27 protein-coding genes are annotated in these 23988 nt (G+C 66.0%); 11 read left to right on the forward strand and 16 right to left on the reverse strand.

Going from position 1 to position 23988, the window contains the following annotated elements; translation table 11 throughout:
* Positions 1-2 precede the first annotated feature (2 nt).
* Genes AC5Y4D_RS09955 through AC5Y4D_RS09965 form a run of 3 tightly spaced genes read right to left on the reverse strand, consistent with a single transcriptional unit; the run spans position 3 to position 2141 of the window.
* The gene (locus AC5Y4D_RS09955; RefSeq protein WP_499943432.1) at positions 3-326 is read right to left on the reverse strand and encodes a hypothetical protein; all 324 of its coding nucleotides are present in this window, start codon (positions 324-326) and stop codon (positions 3-5) included.
* A complete protein-coding gene (locus AC5Y4D_RS09960) occupies positions 310-1587 on the reverse strand; it encodes an aromatic ring-hydroxylating oxygenase subunit alpha (protein ID WP_499943431.1) in 1278 nt (425 codons plus the stop codon). The genes AC5Y4D_RS09955 and AC5Y4D_RS09960 overlap by 17 nt, the downstream gene beginning before the upstream one ends.
* Positions 1588-1589: 2 nt before the next feature.
* On the reverse strand, positions 1590-2141 hold the full coding sequence (locus AC5Y4D_RS09965) for a carboxymuconolactone decarboxylase family protein (RefSeq protein WP_499943669.1): 552 nt from the start codon (positions 2139-2141) through the stop codon (positions 1590-1592).
* Between the two features lie 372 nt (positions 2142-2513).
* On the opposite strand from AC5Y4D_RS09965, the gene AC5Y4D_RS09970 reads away from it, so the two are divergent.
* The 8 genes from AC5Y4D_RS09970 to AC5Y4D_RS10005 all read left to right on the forward strand — a co-directional run bounded on the left by AC5Y4D_RS09970 (position 2514) and on the right by AC5Y4D_RS10005 (position 9407).
* Positions 2514-3812 carry an amidohydrolase family protein gene (locus tag AC5Y4D_RS09970; RefSeq protein ID WP_499943430.1) on the forward strand — a complete coding sequence of 433 codons (1299 nt, stop codon included), beginning with the start codon at positions 2514-2516 and terminating at the stop codon, positions 3810-3812.
* 102 nt (positions 3813-3914) lie between these two features.
* Complete coding sequence (locus tag AC5Y4D_RS09975) at positions 3915-5081, forward strand: acyl-CoA dehydrogenase family protein (RefSeq protein WP_500037115.1); 1167 nt, start codon at positions 3915-3917, stop codon at positions 5079-5081.
* Positions 5082-5173: 92 nt separating this feature from the next.
* Positions 5174-6319, forward strand: a complete 1146-nt coding sequence (locus AC5Y4D_RS09980) for a thiolase family protein (RefSeq protein WP_500037073.1) — start codon at positions 5174-5176, stop codon at positions 6317-6319.
* Between the two features lie 91 nt (positions 6320-6410).
* A complete protein-coding gene (locus AC5Y4D_RS09985) occupies positions 6411-7028 on the forward strand; it encodes a TetR/AcrR family transcriptional regulator (RefSeq protein ID WP_499946443.1) in 618 nt (205 codons plus the stop codon).
* Complete coding sequence (locus AC5Y4D_RS09990; protein ID WP_499946442.1) at positions 7025-7531, forward strand: hypothetical protein; 507 nt, start codon at positions 7025-7027, stop codon at positions 7529-7531. The genes AC5Y4D_RS09985 and AC5Y4D_RS09990 overlap by 4 nt, the downstream gene beginning before the upstream one ends.
* A 107-nt stretch (positions 7532-7638) precedes the next feature.
* Entirely contained in the window at positions 7639-8916 is a 1278-nt protein-coding gene (locus AC5Y4D_RS09995) for a cytochrome P450 (protein ID WP_499946441.1), read from the forward strand.
* The gene (locus tag AC5Y4D_RS10000; protein WP_499946440.1) at positions 8913-9101 is read left to right on the forward strand and encodes a ferredoxin; all 189 of its coding nucleotides are present in this window, start codon (positions 8913-8915) and stop codon (positions 9099-9101) included. Before AC5Y4D_RS09995 ends, AC5Y4D_RS10000 begins: the two co-directional genes overlap by 4 nt.
* Before the next feature lie 12 nt (positions 9102-9113).
* Positions 9114-9407 carry a DUF1330 domain-containing protein gene (locus AC5Y4D_RS10005; protein ID WP_499946439.1) on the forward strand — a complete coding sequence of 98 codons (294 nt, stop codon included), beginning with the start codon at positions 9114-9116 and terminating at the stop codon, positions 9405-9407.
* Between the two features lie 23 nt (positions 9408-9430).
* Here the strand turns inward: AC5Y4D_RS10005 and AC5Y4D_RS10010 are convergent, their stop codons facing one another.
* The 5 genes from AC5Y4D_RS10010 to AC5Y4D_RS10030 form a co-directional block, all read right to left on the reverse strand.
* Complete coding sequence (locus AC5Y4D_RS10010; RefSeq protein ID WP_500037074.1) at positions 9431-9622, reverse strand: ferredoxin; 192 nt, start codon at positions 9620-9622, stop codon at positions 9431-9433.
* Entirely contained in the window at positions 9619-10824 is a 1206-nt protein-coding gene (locus tag AC5Y4D_RS10015; RefSeq protein ID WP_500037075.1) for a cytochrome P450, read from the reverse strand. Before AC5Y4D_RS10015 ends, AC5Y4D_RS10010 begins: the two co-directional genes overlap by 4 nt.
* Positions 10825-10930: 106 nt before the next feature.
* Positions 10931-11746 carry an NAD(P)-dependent oxidoreductase gene (locus AC5Y4D_RS10020; RefSeq protein WP_499946436.1) on the reverse strand — a complete coding sequence of 272 codons (816 nt, stop codon included), beginning with the start codon at positions 11744-11746 and terminating at the stop codon, positions 10931-10933.
* A complete protein-coding gene (locus tag AC5Y4D_RS10025; RefSeq protein WP_499946435.1) occupies positions 11746-12615 on the reverse strand; it encodes an alpha/beta hydrolase in 870 nt (289 codons plus the stop codon). The genes AC5Y4D_RS10020 and AC5Y4D_RS10025 overlap by 1 nt, the downstream gene beginning before the upstream one ends.
* Before the next feature lie 7 nt (positions 12616-12622).
* Positions 12623-14278: a thiolase C-terminal domain-containing protein gene (locus AC5Y4D_RS10030; RefSeq protein ID WP_499946434.1), complete on the reverse strand. Its 1656-nt coding sequence runs from the start codon at positions 14276-14278 to the stop codon at positions 12623-12625.
* A gap of 83 nt (positions 14279-14361) precedes the next feature.
* Here AC5Y4D_RS10030 and AC5Y4D_RS10035 point away from each other — a divergent pair, with 83 nt between their 5' ends.
* Positions 14362-15138 carry an enoyl-CoA hydratase/isomerase family protein gene (locus AC5Y4D_RS10035; RefSeq protein ID WP_500037076.1) on the forward strand — a complete coding sequence of 259 codons (777 nt, stop codon included), beginning with the start codon at positions 14362-14364 and terminating at the stop codon, positions 15136-15138.
* A 92-nt stretch (positions 15139-15230) separates the two neighbouring features.
* Complete coding sequence (locus tag AC5Y4D_RS10040; protein WP_500037077.1) at positions 15231-16535, forward strand: acyl-CoA dehydrogenase family protein; 1305 nt, start codon at positions 15231-15233, stop codon at positions 16533-16535.
* A 50-nt stretch (positions 16536-16585) separates the two neighbouring features.
* On the opposite strand, the gene AC5Y4D_RS10045 is transcribed toward AC5Y4D_RS10040, so the two are convergent.
* From AC5Y4D_RS10045 to AC5Y4D_RS10060, 4 genes are read right to left on the reverse strand one after another with little or no spacing between them, the layout of a single operon-like run.
* Entirely contained in the window at positions 16586-17533 is a 948-nt protein-coding gene (locus AC5Y4D_RS10045; protein WP_500037078.1) for a phosphotransferase family protein, read from the reverse strand.
* Positions 17521-18303: an SDR family NAD(P)-dependent oxidoreductase gene (locus AC5Y4D_RS10050; protein ID WP_500037116.1), complete on the reverse strand. Its 783-nt coding sequence runs from the start codon at positions 18301-18303 to the stop codon at positions 17521-17523. Before AC5Y4D_RS10050 ends, AC5Y4D_RS10045 begins: the two co-directional genes overlap by 13 nt.
* Positions 18300-18596 (reverse strand): ferredoxin, encoded by a 297-nt coding sequence (locus AC5Y4D_RS10055; RefSeq protein ID WP_499946429.1) that lies wholly within the window; start codon positions 18594-18596, stop codon positions 18300-18302. The genes AC5Y4D_RS10050 and AC5Y4D_RS10055 overlap by 4 nt, the downstream gene beginning before the upstream one ends.
* Positions 18597-18599: 3 nt before the next feature.
* The gene (locus AC5Y4D_RS10060; RefSeq protein WP_500037079.1) at positions 18600-19883 is read right to left on the reverse strand and encodes an NADH-ubiquinone oxidoreductase-F iron-sulfur binding region domain-containing protein; all 1284 of its coding nucleotides are present in this window, start codon (positions 19881-19883) and stop codon (positions 18600-18602) included.
* Between the two features lie 37 nt (positions 19884-19920).
* On the opposite strand from AC5Y4D_RS10060, the gene AC5Y4D_RS10065 reads away from it, so the two are divergent.
* Positions 19921-20394 (forward strand): hypothetical protein, encoded by a 474-nt coding sequence (locus AC5Y4D_RS10065; RefSeq protein WP_500037080.1) that lies wholly within the window; start codon positions 19921-19923, stop codon positions 20392-20394.
* A gap of 2 nt (positions 20395-20396) precedes the next feature.
* On the opposite strand, the gene AC5Y4D_RS10070 is transcribed toward AC5Y4D_RS10065, so the two are convergent.
* The 4 genes from AC5Y4D_RS10070 to AC5Y4D_RS10085 are packed head-to-tail and all read right to left on the reverse strand — an operon-like array spanning position 20397 to position 23977.
* The gene (locus AC5Y4D_RS10070; RefSeq protein WP_500037081.1) at positions 20397-21284 is read right to left on the reverse strand and encodes an alpha/beta fold hydrolase; all 888 of its coding nucleotides are present in this window, start codon (positions 21282-21284) and stop codon (positions 20397-20399) included.
* Complete coding sequence (locus AC5Y4D_RS10075; RefSeq protein WP_500037082.1) at positions 21284-21694, reverse strand: Rieske (2Fe-2S) protein; 411 nt, start codon at positions 21692-21694, stop codon at positions 21284-21286. Before AC5Y4D_RS10075 ends, AC5Y4D_RS10070 begins: the two co-directional genes overlap by 1 nt.
* 1 nt (position 21695) lies before the next feature.
* Positions 21696-22850 carry an amidohydrolase family protein gene (locus AC5Y4D_RS10080; RefSeq protein WP_500037083.1) on the reverse strand — a complete coding sequence of 385 codons (1155 nt, stop codon included), beginning with the start codon at positions 22848-22850 and terminating at the stop codon, positions 21696-21698.
* A gap of 29 nt (positions 22851-22879) precedes the next feature.
* Positions 22880-23977, reverse strand: a complete 1098-nt coding sequence (locus AC5Y4D_RS10085; protein ID WP_500037084.1) for an amidohydrolase family protein — start codon at positions 23975-23977, stop codon at positions 22880-22882.
* Positions 23978-23988 lie beyond the last annotated feature (11 nt).

Raw genomic sequence — 23988 nt, forward strand, 5'->3', positions numbered from 1 at the left:
GGTTAAATCACCGGTTCGCGAAGGACTTCAACCCACGCCGCGCCGCTGTCGGGCACCCGGGGCTGCTTCCAGGCCTCGATCGGGAACGACACCATCACCAGCGACTGCATGATGTGCATCAGGGTCTTGGCATCGTCGGGCAAGTCGTCGATCGGGAACTTGTCGCAGTACGCGATCACGTCGTTGAGCAACGGGAACGCGACGTCGTAGAAGTCCTGCATCTCCGACATCGACGAGGCCAACCGCTTGGCGTAACGCTCGGGCTCGGTGGCCAGATCCCAATCCAAATACGGCTCCAGGGCCGCGAATTCAGACGGTAGCGACATTGCGCTGGTGCTCCTTGACGTAGTTGGCGGTGGTGTGGTGCAGATGGCGGATCAGCACTTCCTGGTCGCACAGCAGGAATTCCTTGACCGCCCGGGTGCCGATCATGGTCTGGGTGGCTTCCAGGGTGTTGGCGTCCTGCAACGCGTACTCCTTGAATGTCACGGCGGCCAGCTCCTGGGCCAGGCGTTCCCGCGCATTGCGCGGCGGCACGAAGTACAGCGACGATTCGAAGATGTGTTTGTCCACCGCGGTCGGCCAGTAGTGGTAAGTCAGGTACCAGCCCGGCTCCCAGATCAGCAGCATGAAGTTCGGATAGAACAGCCACGAGTCGATGCCCCACTGCGGCACCCGCTTCACGTTGACACCCGGTGGTAATTCCAGGTTTTCGATGATCTCCGGCTTGTCCCACGGGCCGAACAGACCGCTGCGCAGCACCTGGTCCATCGGCTTGACCATGGACATGTCCGACGGCGGCGCCTGACCACCCCACGTCGACTGCAGGTTGTGCGGTCCGGCCAGTTCGTAGTGCAGCGCCTCGTAGCCGAACTTCTGGATCTTGGCAGCTTCTTCCTTGGTGTACTGCCCCTGGTGCAGGATCGGCGCGTGGTAGAACTCGACGAACGCGTCGATGAACAGCTTCCAGTTGCTGCCGACCTCGGCCCGGTAGGAGTAGGTCTCGGTCATCTCGCCGAAGGGATAGCCTTCGATGCTCTTGGCCAGCGGTCCGAGGTAGTCGGTCAGCGGCGCGGCATTGTCGTCGAAGTTGATGAAGATGAAGCCTTCCCACACTTCGCAACGGACCGGCGCCAGGCCGAACTGGCTCTTGTCGAGGTTGAAGAACTCGTCTTCCTGTTGGACGAAGGTCAGATCGCCGTCGAGGCTGTAGCGCCAGGCGTGGTACTTGCAGGTGAACTGCCGGCAGGTGCCGGAGGTCTCCTCCTGCGGAAAGTCGTTCCACACCAACTTGTTTCCGCGGTGCCGGCACACGTTGTGGTAGGCCTTGACGGTGCCGTCCTTGGTCTTGGTGATGATCACCGAAGTGCCTTTGCCGGCTGACGGCAGCTCCCTGGTGAAGTAGCTGCCGGTGCGCGGGAGGCGTTCGACCCTGCCGACGTTGAGCCAGGTCTTGCGGAACACCGCGTCGCGTTCGGCCTCGAAGAACGCCGGGTCGATCGAGTCGGTGTAGTCGACTGGTTCGGTTCCCAGTTCGGGATAGTTCTCTGTCCAGCTGCCGGCGGCTGGCTTGGGGAAGTGGGCCACTTCTACCTTCCTTCGTGGTCGTTTTCGAGCTGTACGCCAAAAGTGTTGAGGGCCATGGCCAGCATGGTGTAGGAGCCGACCGTGAAGACATAGTCCATCCGCTGGCGGTCGTCGAAGCGCTCGCCGAGCGCTGCCCAGGTTTCGTCGGACAACTCAGAGCGCTCGTCGAGTTCGTCCACACCGGCCAGTACCACGCGCTCGAAAGCGTCCAGATCGGTGGCGGTCACGTCGGGTGCGCGCGACGCCTCGATCTCGGCGTCGGTCACGCCCTCCCGTTTGGCCAGATCGACGTGGTGGGTCCATTCGTAGGCGCACTTGCGCCGGTGGGCGACGCGCAGGATGGCCAGTTCGCGGATGCGTGGCGGCAGGGTGGAGGAGAACAGCAGATGGACGTTGAACTTGAGGAACGCCTTGGTCAGGACCGGGTGGTTGACCAGGGTCGCCAGGATGTTGGAGGCGTCGCGCGGATTGCGCCGTTCGGCGGGCAGCATGACGGCCAGCGCCCCTTCGACAGCCTCGTCCCACCGGTCGGCGGGCAGTGGCGGCAGACGCATCGCGGCGACGGTCCTCTCGGTGTTCTTCTCACTGAGCGAGAATCCTATTCTCATTTCCAACCAATAGACTTGCACGGATCGGTCGGTTGGTCAATCCTGGCGCGAGCGGATCGGTGCCGTCGGCGCATGGTCATCCGGATTCGACGGGATCGTCGCCGCTGCCCGGGGTCGATTCGCCCCCGTCGTCAGGTGCGCGAAGCCGCGGAGCCGTGTCCCGCCGACTATGCTGGATGTTGATTCTCGCTGCATGAGAAGCTAGTTTTCATCCTATAAAGAGCTTGGCTTATGTGCGGCTCGTCGATTCCAGCCTGGGGGCCGCCCGTTCCAGACCCGAGCACTCAGAACGATCTATTCGAGAATGTCGAGGGAGCCATGAACAAAGAAGACATGATTCTGATCAGCGTCGACGACCACACCGTCGAGCCGCCGGACATGTTCAAGAATCATCTATCCAAGAAGTACATCGACGACGCTCCGCGGCTGGTGCACAACGCCGACGGCTCGGACATGTGGAAGTTCCGCGACACGGTGATCCCGAACGTCGCCCTCAACGCCGTCGCCGGCCGGCCCAAGGAGGAGTACGGCATCGAGCCGACCGGGCTCGACGAGATCCGGCCCGGTTGCTACAACGTGGACGAACGGGTCAAGGACATGAATGCCGGCGGCATCCTGGCCTCGATCTGTTTCCCGTCGTTCCCCGGCTTTGCGGGCCGGCTGTTCGCCACTGACGACCACGACTTCTCGATCGCGCTGGTGCAGGCCTACAACGACTGGCACATCGACGAGTGGTGCGGCGCGTACCCGGCTCGGTTCATCCCGATGGCGATCCCGGTGATCTGGGATGCCGAGGCGTGTGCCGCCGAGGTGCGCCGGGTGTCGAAGAAGGGCGTGCACGCACTGACCTTCACCGAGAACCCGGCCGCGATGGGCTACCCCAGCTTCCACGACGAGTACTGGAACCCGCTGTGGAAAGCCTTGGTGGACACCGACACCGTGATGAACGTGCACATCGGTTCCTCGGGCCGGTTGGCGATCACCGCGCCGGATGCCCCGATGGACGTGATGATCACGCTGCAGCCGATGAACATCGTGCAGGCCGCCGCCGATCTGCTGTGGTCGCGGCCGATCAAGGAGTACCCCGACCTGAAGATCGCTTTGTCGGAGGGCGGCACCGGTTGGATTCCGTACTTCCTGGAGCGCGCCGACCGCACCTACGAGATGCACTCCGCCTGGACGCACCAGGACTTCAAGGGCAAGCTGCCCAGCGAAGTCTTCCGTGACCACTTCCTGACCTGCTTCATCAGCGACAAGGTCGGGGTGGCGCTGCGCAACATGATCGGCATCGACAACATCTGCTGGGAAGCCGACTACCCGCACAGCGACTCGATGTGGCCGGGCGCGCCCGAAGAGTTGTGGGATGTGTTGTCCCTCAACAATGTTCCCGACGACGAGATCAACAAGATGACCCACGAGAACGCCATGCGGTGGTACTCGTTCGACCCGTTCACCCACATCTCGCGTGAACAGGCGACCGTCGGTGCGCTGCGCAAAGCCGCCGAGGGGCACGACGTGTCCATCAAGGCGCAGGGCCACGACAAGGACAGCCGAGGCGGTTCGTCCTTCGCGGACTTCGCGGCCAACGCGAAAGCTCTTACCGGCAACAAGGACTGAGAGGTCCCGTTTTCCCGCGAGCAGACGCAAAAGCCCCTCGAAATGCCCCATTTTGGGGGCTTTTGCGTCTGCTCGCGCCAATAGGAGGTGCCCGTGGCGGGGATGAATTTCGAGCTGACCGAGGACCAGGAACTGATCCGGCGATCGGTCGCCGAGCTGGCGTCGAAGTTCGACGACCACTACTGGATGGAGAAGGACCAGGCGCATGAATTCCCGACGGAGTTCTACCGCGCCATAGCCGACGGCGGCTGGCTCGGGATGACCATCCCCACCGAGTACGGCGGGCACGGTCTGGGCATCACCGAAGCGACCATCCTGCTCGAGGAGGTCGCCAAATCCGGCGGCGCGATGAACGCCGCCAGCTCCATCCACCTGTCGATCTTCGGCATGCAGCCCGTCGTCGTGCACGGTTCCGAGGAGCAGAAGCAGCGCATGTTGCCGGCGGTCGCCACCGGCGAGGTGCACGTCTGCTTCGGCGTCACCGAACCCGGTGCCGGCCTGGACACCTCGCGCATCACCACCTTCGCCAAGCGCGACGGTGACAAGTACGTGGTCAACGGCCGCAAGGTCTGGATCTCCAAAGCGATGGAATCCGACAAGATCCTGCTGCTGACCCGCACCCAGAGCTATGACGAGGTCACCAAGAAGACCGACGGCATGACGCTGTTCCTGACCGACCTGGACCGCAGCCGCGTCGACGTCCGCCCGATCAAGAAGATGGGCCGCAACGCCGTCAGCTCCAACGAATTGTTCATCGACAACTTGGAGATCCCCGTCGAAGACCGAATCGGCGAGGAGGGCAAGGGTTTTCAGTACATCCTGGACGGCCTGAACCCGGAGCGGATGCTGATCGCGGCCGAGGCGCTCGGCATCGGTCGCGTCGCGCTGGACAAGGCGGTCAAGTACGGCAACGAGCGCGAGGTCTTCGGCCGGCCGATCGGGATGAACCAGGGTCTGCAGTTCCCGCTCGCCGATTCGCTGGCCCGCCTTGACGCCGCCGAACTGATGCTGCGCAAGGCCACCTGGCTCTACGACCACGGCAAACCCTGTGGGCGAGAAGCCAATACAGCCAAATATCTGTGTGCGGACGCCGGCTTCGCCGCCGCCGACCGGGCGCTGCAAACCCACGGCGGGATGGGTTACGCGGAGGAGTATCACGTCACCCGGTACTTCCGCGAGGCGCGGTTGATGAAGATCGCGCCGGTCAGCCAGGAGATGATCCTGAACTTCCTGGGTTCTCATGTCCTGAAGCTGCCGCGCAGCTACTAGGCTCGCGTCGAACGTGTAGCCACTGCGAATTCTTCGCACTTTTTTCGCAGTCAGTACACGCTCGGCGAGCTGTCGGGCGAGGGGAGCGGAACATGCGTGAAACGGTCATCGTCGAAGCGGTGCGCACCGCGGTCGGAAAGCGCAACGGCGGCTTGTCCGGCATGCACGCCGCGGACCTGTCCGCCGTCGTGCTGACCGAACTGCTGGAGCGCGCAGGTATCAGCCCGGAACTGATCGACGACGTGATCTGGGGCTGTGTGTCCCAGGTCGGCGACCAGTCCAGCAACATCGGCCGCTACGCCGTGCTGGCCGCGGGCTGGCCGGAAACCATCCCCGGCACCACGGTCAACCGGGCCTGCGGATCCAGCCAGCAAGCCCTGGACTTCGCGGTGCAGGCGGTGATGTCGGGCCAGCAGGATGTGGTGGTCGCCGGCGGCGTCGAGGTGATGAGTCGCGTGCCGCTCGGTTCGGCCCGGGCGACGGGCATGCCGTACGGACCGAAAGTGCTTTCCCGCTATGACGATTTCTCGTTCAACCAGGGACTGTCGGCGGAGATGATCGCCGAAAAATGGGGCTTCTCGCGAACCCGGCTCGACGAGTATTCGGCACTGTCCCACGAACGCGCCGCGGCGGCGCAGGACGGCAACGCGTTCACCGAACAGATCGTGCCGGTGTTCACCGATGACTCCGTGGTGCACCAGGACGAGGGGATCCGGCGGGGGACCACCGTGGAGAAACTGGCGGCCCTCAAACCCGCGTTCGCCGAGGACGGGGTCATCCACGCGGGCAACTCCTCGCAGATTTCCGACGGTGCGGCCGCGCTGTTGATCACCACCTCCGACCTGGCCCTGGAGCTGGGGCTCACCCCGATCGTGCGGTACCGCGCCGGCGCGGTCACCGGAGCCGACCCGGTGCTGATGCTGACCGGCCCGATCCCGGCCACCGAGAAGGTGCTCGCCAAGTCCGGCGTCCGGATCGGCGACATCGGGGTCTTCGAGGTCAACGAGGCCTTCGCGCCGGTGCCGCTGGCCTGGCTCGCCGAAACCGGCGCGGATCCCGACCGGCTGAATCCGCTGGGCGGCGCGATCGCGCTGGGGCACCCACTGGGCGCGTCCGGTGCGGTATTGATGACGCGCATGGTGCATCACATGCGCGACAACGGGATTCGCTTCGGCCTGCAGACCATGTGCGAAGGTGGCGGCACGGCCAACGCGACGATCGTCGAACTGGTCGGCTGAATCCAGCGGAAAAAGAGCCCTTGCCAGCGTCGGCAAACCAACCTACTGTGTGTTCAGTAGGTTTTGCAGACAGCCCATCTGTAGGAGCGCGGTGTCCGACGCACGCCCATACGACTCCCTGCTGGCCAAGGGGGAGGACCGTAAACAACGGATCCTCGCCGTGGCGCAGCGACTGGTCTCGCGCAACGGGTGGCGCAACACCACGCTGGCCCAGATCGCCCGGGAAGCCGGGGTGACCCCGGCGGGACTGCTGCACCACTTCGAGTCCAAGGAACAACTCCTGCACGCCGTGCTCGACGCCCGGGACCTGGACGACGACATGCACTCCGACCGCTTCGGAGATCTCCTCGGCGAGATCGCACAGGTCGCCGACCGCTTCAACCGGGCGCCCGATCTGGTCGGCACGTTCACGGTCTTGCTGGGCGAGAACATCGACCCCGACGCCCCCCTGCACGACCGTCTGGTCGCCCGGCAGCGGGACGCGACCGAGATCGTCGCCGCCGGCATCCGCCGAGGTCAGGCCGCCGGCCGATTCCGCGCCGACATAGACCCCGCCGTCAAGGCAGTAGAAATTCTGGCGTTCATCCACGGAATGGAAATGACATGGTTGCTCGATCCTTCGATACCGCTGACCGAAGTGTTCAAGGAGTACGCGGAGACACTGGCGCGCGACTTCGCCCCGTCCAGGACGACGGAGAACCCGACATGAGATACCGCCTGGACGTCGTCGCCTCTAGCGTCGCCGACGTGGTGACGTTCGCGGGCGGCTGGCTCTTCGACCGGTCGATGGCGGGCTGGGACGTCACCGTGCTGCTCACCGACCACCCCGACGATCGGCCGCTGCACATCCTGGGCGCCAAGACTCTCGACCTGGAATCCGCGCTGGCGGCGGTGGCTACCCGTCCCCGCCCGCAAGCGCTGGCGGCCGCGGCCGATCTGCTCGGCTCCGATCCGCGGGTGCGGTCCGGGGTGCTGCAAGCCCTCGACCACGGCGTCACCGAGGTCACCCTGTGGGGCAAGACCTGGCCGGCCGAGTTGGACGACAGTGTCGGCGTAGTCGAGCACCGGCTGAGCATGGCGGCGCAGATCTTCAAGGCGCGCGCGCTGGCGGCGGCCGGAGTCATCGAGACCGCATCCGTTGCGGCCGAGCGGTTCCGCAGCGGCGTGATGTCCGTTCCGTCGGTCGCGGCCGACCTGGTTCCCGCGAGCTGATTCGACCCGCCGCAGCCCACGTTGACGGCGTCGTACCCCTATGGAAATGTAATGCTCAAGTGTGAGAGGCACGTTCTCGCTTGCCGAGATTGAGATGGGATATGGAGATGGTGAACGACTTCACCGAATTGGATTTCTTCCGCGATAAGCAGCTCGTCGAGGATCCCTACCCGTATTACGAGGCCTTGCGCGAGCAGTGTCCCGTCACCCGGGAAAAGCATCACGGCGTCACCATGGTGACCGGATGGGAGGAAGCCTGCGCGGTGTTGAACGACGCCGGGACGTGGTCGTCCTGCATCTCGGTGACCGGACCGTTCCCCGGCTTCCCGGTGCCGGTCGAAGGCTCCGACGACATCACCGAGCTGATCGAACAGCACCGCGACAAGCTGCCGTTCAGTGACCAGTTGCCGACCCTGGACCCGCCCACGCACACCAACCACCGCTCGTTGCTGATGCGGCTGATCACGCCCAAGCGCCTCAAGGAGAACGAGGACGCGATGTGGTTACTCGCCGACCAGGTGCTCGACGACTTCCTGGCCCCCGGCGAAGGGGAGTGGATCAAGGGTTTCGCCGGGCCGTTCACCCTGCTGGTCATCGCCGACCTGCTGGGCGTGCCCATGGAGGACCGCGACAAGTTCATCAAGGGCATCCGGCAGCATTCGGGCGGCGGCATCGGCGGCACCGGCAAGGAAGCGCTGGCGCACAGTCCGCTGGAATTCCTCTACGGCCTGTTCTCCGACTATGTACGCGACCGCCGCCGCGAGCCCCGCGACGACGTGCTGACCGGCCTGGCCACCGCCACCTACCCCGACGGCTCGACTCCCGACGTCGAAGACGTGGCTCGCGTCGCCAGCAACGTGTTCTCGGCGGGCCAGGAGACCACCGTGCGGCTGCTGGGCGCGTCGTTGCAGACGTTGGCCGAGCGTCCCGACATCCAGGCGCAACTGCGCAAGGACCGCAGCCTGATCCCCAATTTCATCGAGGAGTCGCTGCGCCACGAGAGCCCGGTCAAGGGTGACTTCCGGATGAACCGGGTGCCGGTCAACGTCGGTGGCGTCGACCTGCCGGCCGGCACCACGGTGATGGTGGTGCAGGCCGCCGCCAACCGCGATCCGCGTCGCTTCGACGAACCGGCGACGTTCGATCCGGCCCGCAAGAACGCCCGCCAGCACATCTCGTTCGGCCGCGGGATCCACAGCTGCCCCGGCGCTCCGCTGGCGCGCGCCGAGACCCGGGTGGCCATCGAACGGCTGCTCGACCGCACGTCGGACATCAGGATCGACGAGCGGGTGCACGGCCCGGCCGGCGACCGTCGCTACCAGTACGTGCCGACCTACATCCTGCGCGGTCTGACCGAGCTGCACCTGGAGTTCACGCCGGCATGAAGGTCTGGGTCGACGACGGGTCCTGCCGCGGGCACGGCATGTGTCTGACGCTGTGCCCGGAGGTCTTCACCTTGACCGACGACGGGTACGCCGAAGCGATAACCTCCGACGTACCAGCGGAATTCGAGGCGGCGACGCGCGAGGCCATCGAATGTTGTCCCGAGCAGGCGATCAAAGAGCGCTGAGGAGATTCACCAATGTCCAACGGACCCAAAGGGTATGTGATCCTCACCGAGGCCATCAAAGACCCGGAAGGCATGAAGGCCTACGGCAAGGCCGCGGGCGCGGCGATGGGTGGCGTCAAAGTCCTCGCCGTGGACACCGCACCCACGGTCCTCGAAGGGGACTGGCACGGGCACCAGACCGTGGTGCTGGAGTTCGAATCCGTGGATGCCGCCCGCGCCTGGTATGACTCCGAGGCTTATCAGAACGCCGCGAAGCTGCGCCAGGCGGCGGCCGACTGCAACGCCGTCATCCTCGCCGGTTTGTAGGTTTCAGCGAGAAGCCGAGCCCGCTACTCCTCGAGGGAAATCGCCTGCCGAGGGCAGTGCCGCACGGCTTCGCGCACCTGCTCCTCGATGTCCGGGGTGACCTCCGTCCGGTGCACCGTGAGCATGTCGTCGTCCCCGAGTTCGAACACCTCGGGGATGATGCCCATGCACACGCCGTTGCTCTCGCACAGATCCCAGTCGACTTCGATTCTCATGACACGACTTTCACGGGTACGTTCTTCCAGCCCGCGACGTTCTGCATGTGTACGCGGTTGCAGTTCTGCCAATCCACCTCGTAGCGGGGCATGAAGTCGAGCAACTTCTCCAGTGCGATCACGCTCTCCATCCGGGCCAGCGCCGCACCCAAACAGCTGTGGATCCCGTAGCCGAAACTCAGGTTCAGTGCCTCGTGCCGATCGCGGTCGATGTTGAAAGTGTCGGGATCGGTCCACGCGTCGGGATCGCGGTTGGCGGCACCGTTGATCAGGAACACCGGTTTCATGGCCGGGATCGTGACGCCGTGCAGCTCAACGTCTTTCGTCGAGCAACGCACCTGATACTGCGACGGCGCCTCGTAGCGCAACAGCTCCTCCACCGCGGCGGGGATCTTGCTGCGGTCGTCGAGCAGCTTCTGCCACTCGCCGGGGAACCGGGCGAAGACCACCGGCGCGTTGCCGATCAGCTTGGTCACCGTCTCAGCCCCCGCACCACCCAATAGCGTTGCGAATCCAGCTATTTCGATGTCATCCAGACTGGTGGTCTGACCGTCTTCACGCGCGATCTCGGCGTTGATCAGCTTGGTGAACAGGTCCTCCTGCGGCTCGATGCGACGTTGCTGCAAGATCTCGTAGTACAGCATCCCGGTTTCGATGTTGGCCTGCATGCCGCGCTCGCCGACCTCAACCTGCCCCGGTTCGCGGTGCAGTCCCTCGTCGATCAGATGGCGGATCCGCTGGGCATGTTCTTCGGGCACCCCGAGCATGGTGGTGATCACCTCGACCGGGAACGGCCCGGAGAAGTCTTGGACCACATCGAAGTGTTCGCCATCAACCCTGCTCAGATACTTGTCGATCTTCTCGCGGACCATCGGCTGCTGGGCCTGGATGGCCCGTGGCGTGAAAACCTTGTTGAGCAGGCTGCGCATGTGCCGGTGGTCGGGCGGGTCCATGAAGATGATCGACTTCTGCGCCGGTGGCTTGCCGGTGCGCACCATCGACAGGTCGATGCCGAACGCCGAGGAGTACGTCTCGAAATTCTTCAAACCGGCGGCCACGTCCTCGTGGCGGGTCAGCGCGTAGAAGTCGTACTCCTCGCTGTAATAGACGGGCGCCTCTTCCTGCATTCGTCGGTAGGTGTCCCAGGCGCCGTTGAAGAAGTCTTCCGAGAACGGATCGAAGACGACCTTCGAAGTGGTCATAGAACGCTCCTCGATGCTGAGCAGGGGACTGGCATCATTACAGCTGAAAGCTCGACTGTAACGTCAACGGTAGCGGTTTGCCCGCGTGGCGAAAAGGACTTGACGCTCATCGGGAGTGGCCCATCAAGGCCAGCGCGGCGTCGGCGGCGTCGAGCACCGCGCCGGTAGAAGCCGACGCCCGCTCGGCGAGGTCCACCAGCAGTCGTACGTCCTTCTGCAACAGGGCGCCGGCCAGACCGGACAGGCGGTCCAAGCTTCCGACGCTGCCAATGGAATTGAGCGCGAAGCTGTTCCCGCTGCTGCGGGAGACAACCTCGGACAGGCGGGCGGGCGCGACCCCCAGATCCTGGGCCAGCGCGAGGGCGGCGGCCGCCGTGCCCAGGTTGGCGGTGTAGAGCAGGTTGTTGAGCAGTTTGGTGGTCTGACCCGATCCCAAGTCGCCCAGATGCACGATGGCGTCGGAGTAGGTTTCGAAGACCGGACGGCAGCGCTCGACCACGTCGGCATCACCCCCGACCATGACCAGCAGCCGCCCGCTGGCCGCGGCGGGTTCGCCGCCGCTGACGGGGGCATCGACAACCGAAATGCCCTGCAGCTCAGCTCTTTCCGCCAGCGCCCGGCAGGTCTGCGGGTGCACGGTGCTGTGCACGACGATCACGCCGCCGGGCGCCAGCCCGGTCAGTATCCCGTCGTCCCCCGAGGTGAGTTCCTCGACGTCGGCGTCCCCGACCACGCACAGGCAGACCAGATCGCTTCCGGCGGCGAGCTCGGCCGGCGACCCGGCCACCTTCGCCGGGGTGTCCGCGAACGGTTCCAGGCTGGCCGCCCGGCGCGCCCACAATGTCGTCGGGAAGCCGCCGTCGACGATGCGGCGTGCCATGGGCGCACCCTGGTTGCCCAACCCGATGAACCCGACGCGCATCAACCGGTCTCCGAGCCCGAGCGCGCGGCTACGCAGTCGTCGACGAACGCGAACACCTTGCGGTGGTAGTCGGCGGCGTTGTGCCCCAGGCTGAGGTTGTGCCCGGCATCGCCTTGCGTGTTGCTGACGAAAAGTGGTGCTCGCGTGAACATCTCGCGGATCTCGGCAAGGCTGCTGTCGTCACCCCGGTACACCCGGTCATGCTCGCCGAGGGTGAAGCGCACCGGCACCCGCACCGAGGGCGCCAGTTCCGGGAAGTAGCGGTGCGGCCAGTTCAGCGCCACATCCCGCTCGTAGGCCGGCGATGTCGACGAGTTCGTGACGCCGCGCAGGATGTCCTCGGGATACAGCCGCGTCGGCTCCCATAGCAATTCGCGGGTGCCGGGCGGACGTTCCTTGACCTCGGCGGCCTTCATGATCTGCTTGGCCGCGTCGTGATAGCGCCTGCCGGTGCCGCCGAGTTCGAGTCCCAGCAGTGCGGCGCCGCGCCCGTCGGCGGCCATCCGCGTGGCGAGTTCGCAGCCCCCCGAATGGCCCAGCACGAACAGGCCCGCACCACGCGGGCGCTCTCCCAGGATGCGTTCCACCGCGCCGTAGGCGAGGTCGACGCGCTGCTGCGGAGTCTGCACCGCCTCGGGGTAGGCCGCCGAACTGCCGTGGCCGGGCCTGTCCAGCGCGATCACGGTGAACCCCAGCGTCGGACCCAGTCGCAGCAGTGACAACTCGGGATGCCCGGGGCAGTCGAAGTAGACCGCGGTGGTGCCGCCGCCGTGGATGGCCAGGATCACCGCCTGGGGATTGTCCGCCTCGGCGATGACCCCGGACATGGGTACGCCGTCGACGATGACCACCCGCGGGCGGGGAGTCATGCGCTGCTCATTCGCCGGCCCGCAGCAGGATCGCGCCGCTGGGCGTCAGCCCGCCGCTGCTGACCACACCGACCCGGGCGCCGGCGACCTGGCGCGCCCCGGCCTCGCCGCGCAACTGGGTGACGGCCTCGTGCAGCAGGCCCATGCCGTGGGTGCGGCCGTGTGAGAGTTGCCCGCCGTGGGTGTTGAGCGGGATCAGGCCGTCGCGGGCGATGTTCTTGCCGCCGTCCAGGAATTCGCGCGCCTCGCCGATACCGCAGAAGCCGAGCGCCTCGATCCACGACAGGCAGTTCATGGTGAAGCCGTCGTAGAGTTCGGCGACGTCGACGTCGGAGGGCTTCAGCGACGTCCGGGTCCACATGTGCGCGGCTTGACCGAGCACCTGCGGTTCATGGGTCAGGGTGCTCTGGTCCCAGTCGATGCGCTCGACGATCTGCGTCCCGACCGCCTCCACCAGTACGGGCGGCTTGGCCAGGTTCCGGGCGGCGTCGACGGCGGAGACGATGACCGCGACGGCGCCATCGCACGGCACGTCGCAGTCGTACAGACCGAACGGGGTGGTGATGGGCCGGGCGTCCAGGTAGTCGTCCATGGTCATCGGGGAGCGGTAGACGGCGGTCGGGTTGAGTTCGGCGTTGGCGCGCTGGTTCAGCGCGATCCAGCCCAGCGTCTCCTTCGTGGTGCCGTACCGGTGGAAGTGCCGCTGGGCGGTCATCGCCAGGGTGTGCGCGGCGGAGGTGGCGCCGAACGGCCACTGCCAGCTTGCGGTCCGGCCGCCGGAGGGGACGATCTTGCCCTGCTTCATGTGCTCGTTGAAGGTGGCTTCCCACAGCGTCCGGAAACACAGCACGTGCCGGGCCAGTCCGCCGGCGACCGCCAGCATGGCCGCGATCACCGACCCGCCCGGACCGAACGTCTCGATGCCGCCGTTGTGCCAGGTCGGCCGGATGCCCAGGGCCGCTTCCAGCGCCGTCACCCCGCCCTCGCCGAAGCCGCCCACGTTGCCGCCGCCGGGATAGGTCGAGAGCCCGTCGATGTCGTCGAAAGTCAGTCCGGCGTCGGCGACGGCGGCTTCACACGCCTGCACCGTGAGCGACAGCGCCGGCACCATCAGCCGCCGCCCGATCGGCGACATGCCGATTCCGGTGAGCGCGACCTTGTCCTCGAACTTCTCGGCGCTCAGCATCGGCCGGACATATTCGCCGAAGCGTTCCGGTGCGATCTCGTCCTCCGGCAGCGCGCCGGGTTCGGCTTCGGCGACCGGACGGAACAACGGCAGCCACACGTCGTCGATCTGCTCGAACACGACTTCCACCGGTTGTCCGAGCTCGAGCTGCCCGGGATCTGCGTCCACGATGTTGGTGGTGAGGCGGACCCGCGGGTCCTCGGCGATCGCCACCTCCGCGACGACGTACGGCGCCGGCATGCCGGGCAGGCTGAAGCGGTGGTTGACGGTGAAGCCGGCCAGTGTCGCCCGACCCGAAACGTCACGCACGCCCATGTCGCGGGAGCGACAGTAACGGCAGACCGGTGCGGGCGGATGGATCAGCGCCGCGCAGGCCCGGCACTCCTGGATCCGCAACGTTCCGTCGGCACCGGCGGTCCAGAAGAATTCGTTCTGATCGGTGAGTTGGGGGAGCGGGCGTCCCGGGGCTGTTGACACGTCACCTCCGCAATTCGAATTGCCAACGCACACTACGGTAGGCGCGTTATGCGAATCGGAGAATTACGTTATCATCTCCGGGTGTGACGGAGACGCTGGTTCGGGAGACGCCGCGCTCCGGTGTGGTGGTACTCCGGCTGAACCGCCCGTCCCGGTTGAACGCGATCAACTCAGAGATGTTGGCGGAGTTCACCGCGGCGTTGGGCCGGTTGGCTGCCGAGGGTGCCGTGCGCTCCGTCGTCATCACCGGCGCCGGCCGCGGGTTCTGCTCGGGCATCGACGTGCGCGGCTTCGGAGCGGGGATCCCCGAAGCCGACGATCCGGCCATCGACCGGCTCCGATTCCAGGAGTCGATGGCCGCGATACCGCAGGCGATCCGCGACCTTCCGCAGCCGGTGATCGCGGCGGTCAACGGTCCGTGTGTGGGTGCCGGGCTGGCCATCAGCCTGGCCGCCGACATCCGGATCTGTTCGACGACAGCGACATTCGGCAACGCGGCGATTCTGCTGGGGCTGTCGGGAGCCGAGATGGGCATGAGCTACCACCTGCCGCGCATCGTCGGTTCCAGTGTCGCCGCGGACTGGATGTTGACCGGGCGCACGGTCTCCGCGCAGGAGGCGGATCGTCGGGGTCTGGTGAGCCAAATGGTCGAGCCCGAGCGGCTGTTCGACCATGCGGTGGCGTTGGCGGGTGACATCGCGGAACTCCCGGCTCTGGCCACGCAGCTGACCAAGCGCACACTGCACGTGAATGCGGACGCCTCGGGTCTGGGTCCGGCGCTCGAGCTGGAGAATCGCAACCAGGTGATGACGCACGCCACCAGCGAGGCGGCCGCGCTTCGCCAGAAGTGGTCGCGATGATAAAGCCCGCATTGATTCTGCGCTCAGAGCGCGATTTTGGCTGATATCGCGTCCTAGGCGCAGACTCAACGTCGATAGAAGGGAATCAGCCCATGGCGTGGGACTTTTCGACTGACCCGCAATGGGCGGCCCAGCTGGCCTGGGTGGAGGACTTCGTGCGCTCCGAGTGCGAACCGGTGGACCTGCTGGTCAAGGAATCTCACGACCTGAACGACCCGGTTCGCCAGGCCCTGATCCCGCCGCTGCAGAACATCGTCAAGGAGCGCGGCCTGTGGGCGACCCATCTGGGTCCGCATCTCGGTGGACCGGGGTACGGTCAGTTGAAATTGGCTCTGCTCAACGAGATTCTCGGCCGCTCCGAATGCGCGCCGATCGTATTCGGTTCTCAGGCACCCGATTCCGGCAACAGTGAGATCCTGGCCCACTACGGCACCCCGGAGCTCAAGCAGCGTTATCTGGAGCCGTTGCTGGACAACCGGATTGTCTCGTGCTTCTCGATGACCGAGCCGCACGGCGGCGCCGACCCGAAGGTGTTCACCACGTCGGCGGTCCAGGACGGCGACCACTGGATCATCAACGGCGAGAAGTGGTTCTCCTCCTTCGCGTCGATGGCGTCCTTCCTGATCGTCATGGCGGTGACGGACCCCGAAGCGCCGCCCTACCAACGGCATTCGATGTTTGTGGTACCGGGCGAGACGCCGGGTATCAACGTCCTACGCGACGTGGGACTGGGTTATCAGCCCCTCGGCGGCGGGGGCCGTGAAGGCTACGTGCGCTACGAGAACGTGCGGGTGCCCGCCGATCACATGCTCGGTCCGCGCGGCGGAGCGTTCGTGGTGGCGCAGACCCGGCTGGGCGGCGGGCGTATCCACCACGCCATGCGCACCGTCGGCCTGGTCCGCCGCATCTTCGACATGCTCTGCGAGCGGGCGGTTTCCCGGTACACCCAAGGGGACATGCTGGGCAACAAGCAGCTGGTGCAGGAGATGATCGCGGACTCGTGGATGGAGATCGAGGCGTTCCGGCTGTTGACATTGCAGACCGCGTGGAAGATCGACCAGCACAACGACTACAAGGCGGTCCGTGCCGACATCTCGGCCGTCAAGGCGATGATGCAGAAGGTCCTGCACGACGTGTCGGCCCGGGCGCTGCAGGTGCACGGTTCGCTGGGCACCACGCACGAAATGCCGTTCGTGCAGCATCTGGTGGAGTCGTTCGTGCTCGGATTGGCCGACGGGCCAACCGAAGTGCACAAGACCGTGCTGGCGCGACAGCTGCTCAAGGACTACCAGCCGGCACCGGACCTGTTTCCCTCCGAACACCTGCTGCGGCTGCGTGAGGCCGCCGAGCGCAAGTTCGCCACGCAACTGGCAGGTATCCGACCCACCCGAGCGTGACTTTCACGACGGCCCGTCGGCGCGTCGCGTCGTGAGATTCCCACTCGGCGTCATAGGTGGGCCAGGACGCGGGACAGCAAGTGCGGCAACGCGTCTGACATTGCTTCCAGGCCGGCATCCGGTCGCTCCCGCCGCCGGTTGTGTTTGACGATCAACGACCAGGTGGCCACGGACTTGAAACAGGCCAAGGCCTGGAACCAGCCCAGGTCGGGTACCGGATATCCCAGCTCGGCTTGGTAGATCGCGGCCAACTCGGTAACCGGGGGGGTGCGGCCTACGTACGGCGTGGTGCGCCGGTACGTTGCCGGGTCGCTGTTGATCAGGAACCATCCGGCGTCGATGCGCGGGTCGCCTACCGACCAGATCTCCCAATCGATCACAGCGGTGACGCGGCCTTCGACGGCCAGCAGGTTGCCGAGCCGGAAATCACCGTGCACCACAGCGGGAGGTATCGGCGAGGGCGCCGAATCCCGCACTGCGGCAACCACGTCCCGCCAGCCGGGTGCCAACGCGGGATCCACGGTCTCCAATGCCGCGCACCAGCGCGCGATTTCGGCCTCAATCCCCACGATCGGTTCGTCTTGCAAGCCGATGGTCGCCGGTTGGATCCGGTGCAACGCGGCCATGGTTGCCGCCGCGTCTCGGTACCGCGCGGCCACCACGGTTTCGTTCTCGGGGGCGTCGCCGAGATCGTAGAGGGGTTCCAGTGAACTGCCCTCCGCCCACGACATGACGAACAGCGGGGGCTCGCCGGGGTCCTCCCACAGCACCTCGGGGACGGGTACCGGCGTCGGCTCCAGCGCCCTGATGATGCGGCACTGGCGGAGCACATCGCGATGCCCGACGGGTGCCATGCCGGTCGGAGCCACCTTGATCACCACGCGACGGCCGGCCCGGCTTCCGGAGTACGTCAGGCTGGAGGCCCCGCCGGTCAGCGGGCGCAGATCCGCGACGTCGGGCAGCCGCCCGCGCAGCGCATCGAGAGTCAGTCCAGCCATCCGATTTCGCGCAGGAAGGTCTGGGTGTGAGCGATTCGTCCGGTCGTCGACGCGGGGTCGCACGTGACCAACTCGAGCGCGGTCTGGGTGATCAGGCCGATGTCTTCGGTGTCGGTCTTGGCCAGATCCAGGGTGCCGGCACCCGGCGTCGCGACCGGTTTGGACGGCGCGGCCGCGTTGACCGCTATGCCGTCGTCATACAGTTCTGCGGCGAGGCTTTTGGTGAGCCTGTTCAGCGCGGCCTTGACCGTGCCGTAGATCCCGAATCCGGCGCCGCGGTCGAATTCGTCGAAGGGCGGACCCGACGGCAGGTCGCCACCGACCGAGGTCACGTTGAGCACCCAGCCGCGGCGGCGCTCCCGCATCGCCGGGATGGCCAGCTGGGTGAGGTGCAACGGCGCGAGGACGTGCATCTCCATCATCAGGCGCACCCGCTTCTCCGGGAACGTGTCCAGCGGCCGCAGGAACGTCACCGCCGCGTTGTTGACCAGGATGTCGGGCGCGCCGATGCGGTCGACGACTTCGGCGAACAGCCGCTCGCGTTCCTCGGTTTTGGACAGGTCCGCCTGGACCGCGATCGCCGAGCCGCCCTCGGCGGTGATCTCGGCGAGCGTCTCTCGCAGCGACCCTTGATATTTCGGATCCGGCTCGTAGGTCCGTCCGGTGATGGTTACGGTGGCACCCTCGGCCGCCAGCCGCGCCGCGATCGCCTTGCCCAGGCCCCGGCTGCTGCCGGTCACCAAGGCAGTCAGTCCGGCGCACCTGTTCAACGGATGAATCCCCACTCGGCCTCGTTGGCTTCGGTTTTGACGCGCGAGGCGGGATCGTCCTCGTCATGCAACTCCGGGCGCGGGGTGCTCGGCCGGGGCTCGCCGACCTCGGTGATGGCGTGCACCGGGCAGTCCAGCAGCGCCCGCAGCACCGCGTCGCGGTCCTGCTGCGGTACGTCGCCGTCGCCCACCAGGCACGCATATCCCCAGTCGTCGAGCGAAAAGTAGTCAGGGGCGTGCTTGGCGCACAATCCGAAGCCGTCGCAGATGGTGCGGTCCAGACGGATCTTCATAATTCAACCATCCGTTTCCATTGCCAGGTACGGACGTTCGGCGCGATACGCGTCGTCCCGGCAGTCCGGGCAGGCGCCCTCGAGGTGACGGGCCACTTCGTCGGGGAACTCCTCGAGCAGGGATGCCGCGGCGTTGCAGGCGGCATCCAGGGTCCCGCAAGCGCCGCGCCCGCGTAACACCACCGACCAGCGACGCAACCGGTCCACGTCCTCGGCGGTCGCCACCCCGTCGCGCAGCGCACCGGCGGCGGCCGCCATCGCCGCGGTGCCGTTGAAGCAGGAACCGCACTGGCCGGCGTTCTCCCGGTCGAAATACGCCAGCACCGCGGCGGCGACCGCGACCGGGCACTCGCCGACGATGAGCGAGATTGCGCCACTGCCCAATCCGCTGTTGAGCTCTCTGATCGCCTCGTGGTCCAGCGTGGTCTGCAGTACGCGGCGATTGAGCAGCCCGGCAAAGTAACCGCCCATCAGGACACCGCGTAGCTCGTCGGGTGAAACACCGTGGAGCGCAAGGAGATCGGCGAACGGGAGACCGTGGGGCAGTTCGTAGAGCACGGTCGGACGGCCGGCTCCGGTGACGGTGGCCAGGAACGTGCCGGGTGACTGGGCCGTGCCCTGGGCACGGAACTCCGCGGCACCGTGGGCCTGCAGGTAAACCAGATTGGCCAGTGTCTCGACATTGCTCACCAGGGTGGGTCGGCCGCCGACGCCGACTTCGAACGGCCGCGGTGGCTTGTCCGTGGGCTTGGTAGGGCCGCCGTTGATCGCGTTGACCGCGGCGGTCTCCTCGCCGGCGACGTAGCCGGGCTGCACCGAGCGCACCTCGATGCTCAACGTGGCCGAGTCGAGTTCGCTGATGGCGGTTTCGACGCTGCGTGCCGACTCCGGGTCCGACACGTAGACGTAGGCGCCTTCGGCGGCCACGACGGCCGCGGCCAACCGCAGACCGTCCAGAATAAGGTGTGGCCGGTGGCGAAGGAGCCACCGGTCCTTGACCGAAGCCGGTTCTCCCTCTTCACCATTGGCGATTACGATCGCGCCTCCGCTGATGCGGCCGTTGTTGCGCACCGTGTGCAACTTGACCGCGAGTGGGAAACCCGCGCCGCCGCGGCCCCGCAGTCCGCTGCTCTCGACTTCGGCCAGCAACTCCTCGACGTCGACGAGTGGCCGGTAGCCGCCGCGTTCGCGATATGCCGTCAGGTCCTCGACGGCGGACTCTGTGGTCAGCAGCCGCGGCGGGCAACCGGGCCAGGCTGCGGTCACGACGGTGGACTTGGTCTGCATCGGCTAACCCGTCTTGGTTGCGGTTAGGCTTGCCCGCATGCGGACTGCGGTGGTGCGCGTCAACGTCGACCCGACCGGTGTCCTGACACCGTCGCAGCTAGCTGAGGGCATGGCAACGCTCCTCGATCTGACCCGTCAGCGCGGTGCCGACGTGGTGGAAATCGATCTGCCCAGCAGACCACCGGCCCGGCGTGAGGTCGAGATGCTGATTGCCGGCGAGGACGTCGATGCCACTATGAATCTGGCAATCGACTTGTGCCGCAAAGCTTTCGACACCGATCCGGCGGCCGGCGTGGTCACCTTCGTCAGTCGTGGTACCGACGACGACGCCCACGGCGTGTTGTCTGGGTTCGGCCTGCGCGGCGAAGTCGTGCGCGAGCCCGGCGGGGACGGCTACGACATCGTCTACGTCACGTTGCGCGAAGAAGACCTCGACCGGATTCCCGAGAGCCGCATCCACACCGCACTCGAGGCATCGCTGAACTGCGAGGTCCACATCCGCACCCGCTGACCTCATGTGCTGCCCAGGAATTCGAGGATCGGCGGCGCGGCCAGCACCCAGGTGTCGAACATGTTGAAGTGCGTGACCCGGCCGGCCGCGCGATCTTCCGATGCCCGCTCCCAGGCGTCCTCGGGCCACGGTGGATCGATCAGCGTGGATCCCTTGATCAAACAGCTGACTTCCAGCGACGTGCGCTTCGGGTGGTCGAGGTCGTTCTCGCCGCCGCGGATGATCAGCGTGGGAACCTTGATGCGGTCGAACATCTCGTCTTCGACGCCCGGGATGGTCTGTCCCGGCTTGGACACGAACGCGTTGAGCCAGCGCATCATCACCTTGAGGAACTCGGCGTTGTCGAAGTCGAGGAACCGCTGTTTGTTGGCCGGGTTCTCCTCGATTCGCTCACGCCACTCGGCCACCTTCGTCACGCCGTCCATGCCGGTGCCGCGGACCGCGAGGATGCTGGGAACCACGTAGTAGGAACCCAGCACGAAGGTGCCGTAGACGCCGCCGACGATGTTCCACACCACCAGCTTCTTGACCAGTTCGGGGTAGAGCATGGTGGTGAGCATCGAATCTCGTGCTCCGCCAGAGCCTCCCGCCAGAATGCACTGTTCGACGCCCAGCGCCCGCAGCAGACCGTGCAGCGTCTCGGCGCGCATGTGCGACTCGCTCTGCCCGTAGAACTGCACGTCGGAGGCGCCGCAATTGGGACGGTCCCACAGCAGCGCGCGGTACCCTCCGGCGACCAGCGCCTCGGCCAACGGGCGCAGTCCCGGCACGTCCTTGCTGAATCGGCCGCCCGGCGTCATTACGATGAGATCGCCTGAGTCGCCGAGGATTTCGTAGACTACGTTGCCGCCGTTGACCTCGACCGTGGACACCCGATTCTCCTGCGCCATCACGCCATCACCAACACTTCATTACCGATCACGCGGACCGGATAGGTGCGGATGCTCCACTCCGGCTTTACCGCGGTGGTACCCGTCGCCAGCTCGAAACCCCACTGGTGCCAGGGGCAGTAGATGAACTCCAGATCGCGCACCATCACGGCGTCGCCGGGAGCCGACTCGTCGACCACGGTGCGACCGCGGGCCCGCCCCGAGCACAGCGGGCCGCCTTGATGGGGACAGTAATTCGCGATCGCGTAGAAGGTGCCGTTGACGTTGTAGACGCCGACGCCGTGACGTCCGATCGGCACGAGTTTGTGTGTGCCGGGCGGGATTTCGTCGACGGTTGCCACCACATGCTCGCGGCCCTGGGCGAGGCGGGGCTGGGGGCTTCGCACCGCCCCGTTGTCTTCAGCTGTCAACTCAGAGCACCCGAACTTGTCCCTCGAGCACCGGCACGGTCTCGGGGAGGTGGTATGTCGCGATGCCGTTCTTGTACATCACCGCGTCGCGGGCCGCTTTGGGCAGGTGCTTGACCAGCCAGCGCGGGTCGTCGAACGTCCAGTGCGGGTAGTCCGAGGAGAACAGCAGGATCTTCTCGCACTCCATCCACTCCAGCGCACGGGTCAGCTCGGTCTTGTCTTCGGGGTAATCGAGCGGCTGGGTGGTGAATTTGATGTGGTCCTTGACGTATTCGGACGGTTTGCGCTTGATGTCGACCCACGACTTGCGTGCCTCGTAGATGGCGTCCATCCGCCACATCAGCGGCAGGATCCAGGTGAACGCGTGCTCGACGAAAACGATCCGCAGGGTGGGGAACCGGTCGAACACGCCGTCGAAGATCAGGCTCATCACCTGGTTGGCGGCCAACAACGAGTAGGTGACCATGAAGTCGTGGTTGTAGCTGGGGAAACCTACCGGGGGTGTCGGTAGCTCCTCGTAGTGGCTGCGGGACAGGTGGCAGCTCACCGTGATGTCGTGTTTGGTGGCGGCCGCCCAGATCGGGTCGTATTTGGGGTGACCCCAGGACGGCCGCGGCTCGGCCTTGATCAGGATCTGCGCCATGTACGGGTGCCCCGCCCAGCGTTCGATCTCGCGCACCGCTGCTTCCGGGTCCTCAATCGCGGCGCAGATCGACCCGCGCCAGCGCTGGTGCCAGTTGTTGTGGCTATCCAGCCAGTGATTGGCCTGCCAGTCGTTCAGCGCCACCGACATGGCGTGCTGCGCCTCGTGGATGCGAGCCGGATAAGCCGCCGGTTCCAGGATCGCGATGTCCGAGCCGGCCTCCATGATCAGCTGGCGGAAAGCGAGGTCCGGGTCGCTGCAGGGGAACTCGCCGTTGGGCGGGAACGAGTCCACCCGCATCGCATAGCTGTGCGCGTAATCCGGGGCGTCGTAGTAAATCTGCTCACCGACGGTGCGGGTCAGAAAGTACTTGCTGCGCCACGGTTCCGGGATGTAGGGGAGGAGTTCGCCGCGCTTGGGCGCCGGGTGGACATCGGAGTCGACGCATCGGACGGCTATGCGCTCGGCGGGCGGAACCCGCTCCTGCGAATGCGTGGAAGACGTCACGGTCATCTCAATCTCCTCGGTCTGGCCCGTCTTTTCTACTGTGCGCCCACCCCGGCGGGGATGTCTATGCCGTAGAGCTGCGCCGCGTTGCGCCAACACACCTTCTCGCGCTGTTCGTCCGAAAGCGCCTTGGGCAGCTTGCGGATATCACCGCACTGCCAGTGCGGATAGCTGGAGCCGAACATCACCATGTCGTCCTTGCCGGTGAAGCCGAACCATTCGCCGGCGAACTCGACGTCGCCGGGTCCGTCCAGCGCACCCTGCACGAAATAGACGTGGCCGGGCAGGTAGTCACTCGGTATCCGCGGGGCCCAGGGCGTCTGTTCCAGGTGCGGCCGGCCGAACGTGTCCATCCGCCACATGAACGGCGTCACGAAGTCGGCGGCGCCGTCGGCCCAGACGAATTTCAGGCCGGGGAAGCGTTCGAATACGCCCTCGGCGATCATGTTCATCAGGTGATAGAGGTAGTTCAGCGCCATGAAGCTGACGTATTGCTCGTAGGTGCGGGTATTGCCGGACGGCGTCGGGGCGAAGCCGATGCCCGACCCGGACTCGATGTGCACCGCGATCGGCAGGCCGGCGTCGACGGCAGCTTCGAACAACGGCCAGAACTGCGGCTTGCCGTAGACCTCGCGGGATTGCAGCGGAAGACCGAGCTGAACCACCCGCGGGTGGTCCCGGTACTTCCCGATCTCGCGCAGCGCGCCGGCGACGTCGTCGGGATTGACCCGGATGGTGCCCCGGAACCGTTCGCCGAACTCGTCGTGCTCCAGCCAGCGCGAGACCATCATCTCGTTGTGCGCCGCGTGCAGCGCGCTGCCCAGATGCCGGTCCGGCATGATCCCGCGACCCATCGGGTGCAGGATCGCCACATCCACCCCGCGCTTGGAAAACAGTTCGCGGGCAACGAATTCGGGATCCGAACCCGGATAGCTGCGGCCGCGTTCCGGCCCTTTGGTGTTGGGTGCGTACTCGCCGCCCGGCGCGCCGTACCAGTCGTTTTCGTAGTCGGGGAAACCACGGCTCTTGAACGGCTCGCGCAGGAAGCTGCGCAGGTCTTTGTTGGACGGAAAGAAGATGTGCACGCTGGCGTCGATGACCGGCGTGCGGACTCCGTCAGCATCTTCGATCACGATTGCCACCC

The organism is Mycobacterium sp. NGS67 (assembly GCF_059812185.1).

Excerpts from the sequence above, each read along its gene's own strand:
- AC5Y4D_RS09955 (WP_499943432.1), bottom strand. The coding sequence starts at position 326 with ATGTCGCTACCGTCTGAATTCGCGGCCCTGGAGCCGTATTTGGATTGG.
- AC5Y4D_RS09965 (WP_499943669.1), bottom strand. The coding sequence starts at position 2,141 with ATGCGTCTGCCGCCACTGCCCGCCGACCGGTGGGACGAGGCTGTCGAA.
- AC5Y4D_RS09970 (WP_499943430.1), top strand. The coding sequence starts at position 2,514 with ATGAACAAAGAAGACATGATTCTGATCAGCGTCGACGACCACACCGTC.
- AC5Y4D_RS09975 (WP_500037115.1), top strand. The coding sequence starts at position 3,915 with ATGAATTTCGAGCTGACCGAGGACCAGGAACTGATCCGGCGATCGGTC.
- AC5Y4D_RS09980 (WP_500037073.1), top strand. The coding sequence starts at position 5,174 with ATGCGTGAAACGGTCATCGTCGAAGCGGTGCGCACCGCGGTCGGAAAG.
- AC5Y4D_RS09990 (WP_499946442.1), top strand. The coding sequence starts at position 7,025 with ATGAGATACCGCCTGGACGTCGTCGCCTCTAGCGTCGCCGACGTGGTG.
- AC5Y4D_RS09995 (WP_499946441.1), top strand. The coding sequence starts at position 7,639 with ATGGTGAACGACTTCACCGAATTGGATTTCTTCCGCGATAAGCAGCTC.
- AC5Y4D_RS10000 (WP_499946440.1), top strand. The coding sequence starts at position 8,913 with ATGAAGGTCTGGGTCGACGACGGGTCCTGCCGCGGGCACGGCATGTGT.
- AC5Y4D_RS10005 (WP_499946439.1), top strand. The coding sequence starts at position 9,114 with ATGTCCAACGGACCCAAAGGGTATGTGATCCTCACCGAGGCCATCAAA.
- AC5Y4D_RS10010 (WP_500037074.1), bottom strand. The coding sequence starts at position 9,622 with ATGAGAATCGAAGTCGACTGGGATCTGTGCGAGAGCAACGGCGTGTGC.
- AC5Y4D_RS10015 (WP_500037075.1), bottom strand. The coding sequence starts at position 10,824 with ATGACCACTTCGAAGGTCGTCTTCGATCCGTTCTCGGAAGACTTCTTC.
- AC5Y4D_RS10020 (WP_499946436.1), bottom strand. The coding sequence starts at position 11,746 with ATGCGCGTCGGGTTCATCGGGTTGGGCAACCAGGGTGCGCCCATGGCA.
- AC5Y4D_RS10025 (WP_499946435.1), bottom strand. The coding sequence starts at position 12,615 with ATGACTCCCCGCCCGCGGGTGGTCATCGTCGACGGCGTACCCATGTCC.
- AC5Y4D_RS10040 (WP_500037077.1), top strand. The coding sequence starts at position 15,231 with ATGGCGTGGGACTTTTCGACTGACCCGCAATGGGCGGCCCAGCTGGCC.
- AC5Y4D_RS10045 (WP_500037078.1), bottom strand. The coding sequence starts at position 17,533 with ATGGCTGGACTGACTCTCGATGCGCTGCGCGGGCGGCTGCCCGACGTC.
- AC5Y4D_RS10055 (WP_499946429.1), bottom strand. The coding sequence starts at position 18,596 with ATGAAGATCCGTCTGGACCGCACCATCTGCGACGGCTTCGGATTGTGC.
- AC5Y4D_RS10060 (WP_500037079.1), bottom strand. The coding sequence starts at position 19,883 with ATGCAGACCAAGTCCACCGTCGTGACCGCAGCCTGGCCCGGTTGCCCG.
- AC5Y4D_RS10065 (WP_500037080.1), top strand. The coding sequence starts at position 19,921 with ATGCGGACTGCGGTGGTGCGCGTCAACGTCGACCCGACCGGTGTCCTG.
- AC5Y4D_RS10070 (WP_500037081.1), bottom strand. The coding sequence starts at position 21,284 with ATGGCGCAGGAGAATCGGGTGTCCACGGTCGAGGTCAACGGCGGCAAC.
- AC5Y4D_RS10080 (WP_500037083.1), bottom strand. The coding sequence starts at position 22,850 with ATGACCGTGACGTCTTCCACGCATTCGCAGGAGCGGGTTCCGCCCGCC.